6 protein-coding genes are annotated in these 6374 nt (G+C 69.4%); 2 read left to right on the top strand and 4 right to left on the bottom strand.

Annotated features, from left to right (window positions below; genetic code table 11):
- The 3 genes from QN345_RS01280 to QN345_RS01270 all read right to left on the bottom strand — a co-directional run.
- The coding region (locus tag QN345_RS01280; protein WP_134449034.1) for a metal-sensitive transcriptional regulator at window positions 1-320 on the bottom strand (320 nt) is incomplete at its 3' end.
- Window position 321: 1 nt separating this feature from the next.
- Window positions 322-624, bottom strand: coding sequence for a rhodanese-like domain-containing protein (locus QN345_RS01275; RefSeq protein WP_134560445.1), 303 nt, complete (start codon window positions 622-624; stop codon window positions 322-324).
- Window positions 621-2390 carry an FAD-dependent oxidoreductase gene (locus tag QN345_RS01270; RefSeq protein ID WP_323504249.1) on the bottom strand — a complete coding sequence of 590 codons (1770 nt, stop codon included), beginning with the start codon at window positions 2388-2390 and terminating at the stop codon, window positions 621-623. The genes QN345_RS01275 and QN345_RS01270 overlap by 4 nt, the downstream gene beginning before the upstream one ends.
- A gap of 92 nt (window positions 2391-2482) precedes the next feature.
- Here QN345_RS01270 and QN345_RS01265 point away from each other — a divergent pair, with 92 nt between their 5' ends.
- Complete coding sequence (locus QN345_RS01265) at window positions 2483-3787, top strand: O-antigen ligase family protein (protein ID WP_323504250.1); 1305 nt, start codon at window positions 2483-2485, stop codon at window positions 3785-3787.
- A gap of 68 nt (window positions 3788-3855) precedes the next feature.
- Window positions 3856-5172, top strand: coding sequence for an O-antigen ligase family protein (locus QN345_RS01260; RefSeq protein ID WP_134560451.1), 1317 nt, complete (start codon window positions 3856-3858; stop codon window positions 5170-5172).
- A gap of 8 nt (window positions 5173-5180) precedes the next feature.
- Here QN345_RS01260 and QN345_RS01255 read toward each other — a convergent pair whose 3' ends face one another.
- Window positions 5181-6359, bottom strand: coding sequence for a glycosyltransferase family 2 protein (locus QN345_RS01255; protein ID WP_323504251.1), 1179 nt, complete (start codon window positions 6357-6359; stop codon window positions 5181-5183).
- Window positions 6360-6374 lie beyond the last annotated feature (15 nt).

Raw genomic sequence — 6374 nt, 5'->3', positions numbered from 1 at the left:
CAGGCGAGGGTGAGGAAGAGTTTCTCGAGCTCGTCGACCGTGAGCGCGTTCGGGGTGTCCGGGTTGTCGATGCAGTCGCGCATCGCGGTGGACACGATCACGAAGCCCGCCTTGTCGAGGGCGCTCGACACCGCGGCAAGCTGGGTCACGACGTCCTTGCAGCTACCGCCGGATTCGACCGCGGCGATCACCGCGCCGAGCTGGCCCTGGGCCCGGCGCAACCGGTTCAGGATCTTCTTCTGGTTCGCGGCGTGCGCGGCCCCCTGCACAGCGGTGGGCTGAACGGCGGCATCCGCTACGGCGACAGTTTCAGTAGTCATCTCAGGCCTTTCCGGAAACGGGCAGCCCGGCGCGCTGCCACGCGTCCATGCCGCCGACGACGTTGATCGCGTCGATGCCCTGCGCCGCGAGGAAGCCGGTCGCCTGGGCGCTGCGCCCGCCGAGGTGGCACACCACGTAGACGGGGCCCGTGCGCGGCACCTCGTCGACGCGCTGCACGAGCTCGCCGAGCGGGATCAACCGCACTCCCTCGGCGTGGACAGTGTCGTATTCGGACTGTTCGCGCACGTCGACGATGGCGGGGTGGTCGAGCGCGGCGAGTTCCGTGACAGTGATTTCCTTCATGCGACGATCCTTTCGGTGGAGAGAGTGGGAACTACGGGGGAAATAGGAGGAGCAGGAGCGACCGCGGCGCGGGGCGACGCGGCGAGCGCCGCGGCCCCCGCCGCCCAGGTTTTGTAGCCTCCATCGAGGTTACGCACCTCACGGCCGAGCTGGCTGAGCAGCCGCGCGGCGGTGTGCCCGCGCTGCCCGACCTGGCAGTGCACCACGAGCGGCCCGGCCGGCAGGTCGCCGAACCGGTCGCGGAGCTCGTCGAGCGGCACATTGATCGCCCCCGGGATACTCCCGGCCGCGAACTCGCCCGCCGTGCGCACATCGACCAACGCCTCGCCCGCGGCGAGCGCCGCGGCCAGTTCGTGCCACTGCAGGCTGCGGGTGGTGCCGGCCGCGAGGTTGTCCGCAACGTAGCCGAGCTGGTTGATCGGGTCCTTCGCCGAGCCGTACTGCGGCGCATAGGCGAGCTCCAGCCGACTGAGAGCGGATGCCGTCAGCCCGCCGGCCATCGCCGTGGCGATCACGTCGATCCGCTTGTCGACCCCGTGACCGCCCACGATCTGAGCGCCGAGGATCGCGTCCGTCGCGGCATCAACCAGGAGCTTGACCGACATCTGCTCGGCCCCCGGGTAGTAACCGGCGTGGTCGCTCGGGTGGGTGTGCACGACCCGGTGCCCCCGGCCGGAGGCCAGCAGGCGCCGTTCACTCCAGCCGACCATGGCGACGGTCGTGCCGAAGACGCCGACGATCGCGACGCCGAAGGCCGGCTCCGCGGCGACGGAGACCCCGGAAGCGCCGGCTGCGCTGTCGGCAATGCTGTCCGCGGCGGCGCGGCCGTGCCGGTTGGCGAGCCCGGCCATCGCGATCCGGGTCGGCCCGCCGCTGATCGCATCGATCTTCTCGGCGCCGTCGCCGACGGCATAGATGAGCGGGTCGCTCGTCCGCTGGGTGTCGTCCACCCAGATCGCACCGCTCTCGCCGATCCGCAGGCCGGCCGCAGCGGCGAGCGAGGTGTCCGGGAGCACTCCGGTCGCCTCGATGATCAGGTCGGCCGCGACATCCGTTCCGTCGCTGAGCAGCACGCGCCCGGCGGATGCGCCCCGCACCGAGGTGTCCACCCGCACGTCCACGCCGTGCGCTTTCAGCACCGCGGCAACCGGGGCCGCCATCTCGGGGTCGAGCGGCCCGAGCACCTGGCCGGCGAATTCGACGGCCGTGACCTGCACGCCGCGCAGGACGAGGTTCTCGACAGCTTCGAGGCCGATGAAGCCGGCGCCGATCACGACGGCGGCGACCGTGGCGGCGGGGCCAGTGACGGCGGAGCCCGGCCCGGACGCGCGCGTGAGGAGCGCGGTGATCTGGTCGACGTCGTCGACCGTGCGTAGGGTGTGCACCGGCAGGTCCGACCCGGCAGGGAGCACGCTGCGGGTCGTCGCCCCGGCCGCGAGCACCAGACGGTCATAGCCTTCGGTCGTGACGGTCCCCGTCACCGTGTCCCGCACGCTGACCGTCCGGGCCGCACGGTCGATGCCGGTGACCTCGTGGTCGATGCGCACGTCGAGGCGGAAACGACTCGCGAGTGACTCGGGCGTCTGCAGGAGCAGCGCCGACCGGTCTTCAATGAGGCCGCCCACGTAGTAGGGCAGCCCGCAGTTCGCGAAGGACACGTAGTGCCCGCGCTCGAATACGATGATTTCTGCCGCTTCGTCGAGCCGGCGCATCCGCGTCGCAGCGGACATGCCGCCCGCCACTCCGCCCACAATAAGAATCTTCATGGCTGAACTATACCCCCATGGGTATAAAAATGTCTGGGTGGCTGTGTGCTCGACAGCAGCCGGGCGGGAACCCCGGCAGTACTCTAGGACTCATGCCCGCCGTACAGAGCCGTTTCGTCGTCCGGTCCTTTGCGACGCTCGTGTTCTTCACGGCCCTCGCCGGTCAATTCTGGCGCAACCTGCTCGGCTGGTGGGGCTTCGGCGCCATCGCGGTCGTGGTTCTCGTCGGCAGCGTGGTGTTGCTCGTGCGCCTGAAGCCGGACTGGGTCTGGTCGAAGTTCCCGCGCTCGATCGGCGTCTTCCTCGTGATCACGACGCTGTCCATCGCCTGGTCCTTCTACCCGGGCGCCTCGGCCATCGGCGTCGCCGTGCTCTGGGCCACGACGATCGCCGCGCTCTTCCTCGCCCTCGTGCTCAGCTGGGCCGAACTGCTCCGCACCCTGGCCGCGGCGCTTCGCTGGGTGATCGCCCTGTCGCTGCTCTTCGAAGTGATCGTCGGCGCCTTCGTGCGGCAGCCGGTGCTCCCGCTCTGGGTGTCCTACCCCGGCGAGAAGATCCCGGACGCGTTCTACTGGTCCCGCGGCCTGCTCTTCCACGGCGGCCCGATCGAGGGCATCGTCGCCAACCGCAACCTGCTCGGTTTCGTTGCTCTCCTCGCGGTCATCGTCTTCGCGGTACAGCTCGCCGCCCGCACAGTCCGGCGCGGCTGGGGCATCGCCTGGCTCGCCGCCGCCGCGGTCGTGCTGGTGCTGACCCGCTCTGCGACCGTGACCCTCGCCGCAGCCTTCGTCGCGATCGTGCTGATCTTCGCCCTCTGGACCCGCAGCCGCGGCCCGCAGCGCCGCCGTCCCGTCTATGTCGCCGCCACGGGCCTCATCGTCGCCGGCGGGGTCGCGGTGGCAACCCTGTCGCCGTGGCTGCTCAGCCTCTTCGGCAAAAGCGAGGACCTCACCGGCCGCCTCGACATCTGGGCGAGCGTCACCGGCCTCGCCGTGCAGCGGCCGGCATTCGGCTGGGGCTGGGTCAGTTACTGGGTGCCGTGGGCCGAACCCTTCGCGGGCCTCGCGAACCGCAAGGGCGTCGTCTACCTGCAGGCGCACAACGCCTGGCTCGACGTCTGGTTCCAGGTCGGGGTGATCGGCCTCATCGCCTTCGTCGCGATCGTCGCCGGCGCCCTCTGGCGGTCCTGGTTCCTCGCGGTCGACCGGCCGCGCACGACCGTCTCCGACACCGCCCCGTACACCGTCTCCGCCCTGCTCCCGCTGCTCCTGATGGCCGCGCTCATCGCCCAGAGTGTCGCAGAGAGCCGGCTGCTCATCGAATACGGCTGGGTTCTCCTCGTGCTCGTCAGCGTCACCACCAAGAGACAGCAGGCCTTGAACCGGCCGATGCCCTAGGCATCCGTGTGGCTGCGAAACACGCCAGACCGGGCGGGGCGGATGCCGGCGGGTAGCCTAGGAAGCCCATGAACTCCCGCGCGCACTCCCCCGAACTACCGAGGGCACTCATGCGGCTCTTCCGGGGCCCGCACTTCGCCACGGCGCTGACCCAGGCGACGATCGCGACAGCGTTCGGCTCGGTCTTCCTGCGCGGGCTGGTCGGCTGGCCCGGCCTGATCGGCGTGCTCGGCGGACTCGTCGTGCTCGCCGCGTTCTCCCTCGTCGCCCGCAGGAAACAGATCGAATGGCACGGGCTGCTGCCGATCTCGATCCTGGTATTCCTCGGCTGGTGCGCACTGTCCTTGCTCTGGACCGGGTACCCGTTCGCGACGGCGATCGGGCTCATCTACCAGCTCGCCTTCGCCTTCCTCGCGCTCTACATCGTGCTCGCGCGCACCATGATCCAGATCGTGCGGGCGACAGGGGACGTGCTCCGGGTGCTGCTCGCGACCTCCGTCGCACTCGAGATCGTCGCCGGACTGCTGCTCGACGCGCCGATCCGGTTCCTCGACATCCAGGGGCATCTTGACGAGCTCGGCCCGATCCAGGGCATCTTCGGCTCCCGCAACGCGCTCGGGTTCGCTGCCCTCATTGCGGGCGTCACCTTCGTCATCGAGCTACGGACCCGGTCGGTGCGGCGCGGGGTGGCGATCGTCTCGCTGATCGGGGCGACCGCCTGCCTCCTGCTCACCGGGTCTCCGGTCATCTTCATCGTCGCGGTCTTCGTCGGTCTCGCCGGTCTCGCCCTGACCTGGCTGCGCAACACCCCCCAGCCGCGCCGTCGGCTGCTGCAGTTCGCCCTCCTCGGCGTGACCGTCGTCGCCGGGGTCGTCGCGTTCCTCACCCGCGGGGCCATTGTCGAAGCGCTCAACGCCCGCAGCGAATTCGGCGTGCGCGCGACCCTGTGGCGGGAGATGTGGCGCCTCGTGGGGCTGCACCCGCTCGAGGGCTGGGGCTGGTCGGGCCTGTGGCCGGGGACCGCGACCCCGTACGGGTGGCTCGACTTCAGCACCCGCCGACACTACGAGACCGGACTGAACGCGTTCCTCGATGTGTACTTCCAGCTCGGCCTGATCGGCTTCCTGAGCTTCCTGGTCCTCGTCGTGCTCGCCTTCTGGCGGTCCTGGGTGCTCGCCTCCAACAAGCGCACCCTCATCTACGCGTGGGCGCCGCTCATCCTCGTGGTGCTGATCGTCACGAGCCTCGCGGAGAGCACTGTTCTCGTGGAGGCCGGCTGGCTACTGCTCCTGATCTGCGCCCTCACGGCCGCGCAGGGCAAGAGCTGGCGCAGCGGACTTCAGCCCAGGCCCCGCCCGCCCGAGACCGACGACGGGGCCGAGTAGAGCTGTCGCTAGCGGGGGCGACGGATGTCGATGGACAGGATCCCGAGGAACATCCCCGACATCGCGGTCTGGAACCCGAGCATCATGAACAGGGCGGCCGGAACCGCGAGCCGCATCGTGTCGACGGGGTCCTGGGCGCCGAATCCGGAGGCGGCCCAGACGCTCAGCTGGAGGATGGCAACGGCGAAGCCGATCACGAAGAGGATCAGGCCGACGATCACGCCGCTTTCGAGGCTCGCCCGCTGGGCGAACCGTTCGAAGGCCCGGCTGCGCGGCAGGTGGAAACCCTCGTGTTGCGCGTAGAGCTTCGTCAGAAGCGCAAAGAGCATCGCCTGGTAGCCCACGACGGCGAGCGCTGCGAGATAGACCTGGCTGGACACGTCGAGGCCCACGGTGCCGATCTGCACCGGTCCGAAGGCGAGCAGGATGGAGCCGAGGATTCCGAGGGCGAACGCGACGGAACCGGGGATCAGGAACAGCCAACGCGGGTTGAAAAGCAGCAGGAACCGGAGGTGGCGCCAGCCGTCGTGCCAGCTGCGGAGGTGCGGCGGACGGCTGCGGCCGTCCTTCTTGAGCGTCGTGGGCACTTCGCTCACCCGGAGGCCGTCGAGGGTCGACTTGACGACGATCTCGCTGGCGAATTCCATGCCAGTCGTGATCAGGCCGAGGTCGAGGATCGACTGCCGGTTGAAGCCGCGCAGGCCGCAGTGGAAGTCGCGGATCTCCGAGCGGAACAGCATCCGCCCGATGGTCGAGAGCACGGGATTGCCGAGATATTTGTGCAGGGGCGGCATGGCGCCGGGCTCGATGCCGCCGCGGAACCGATTGCCCATCACGAGTTCGTCGCCGGCCCTGAGCCGTTCGACGAATTGGTCGAGGGAGCTGAAGTCGTAGCTGTCGTCGGCGTCACCCATGATCACGTAGGTACCTTTGGCTGCTTCGATGCCGCCCATCAGGGCGTTGCCGTAGCCCTTGGCCGCGACGTCGACGACGCGGGCGCCGTGCTCGATCGCGATCTCCTGCGATCCGTCGGTGCTGCCGTTGTCGGCGATGACGACTTCTCCGCGGACTCCCGACCGCGCCAGGTAACCCTGGGCTTTGTCGATGCAGATCGCCAGCGTCTCGGCCTCATTCAGGCACGGCATGACGATGGACAGTTCGAGCTCGGCGACAGACGTGTCGGACATCATTTCCTTCGGGAC

This window comes from Cryobacterium sp. 10I1 (assembly GCF_035019805.1).
GTDB lineage: Bacteria > Actinomycetota > Actinomycetes > Actinomycetales > Microbacteriaceae > Cryobacterium > Cryobacterium glucosi.
Note: the sequence above shows the minus strand (reverse complement) of the source record. Positions and strands in the feature narration are given on the sequence as shown.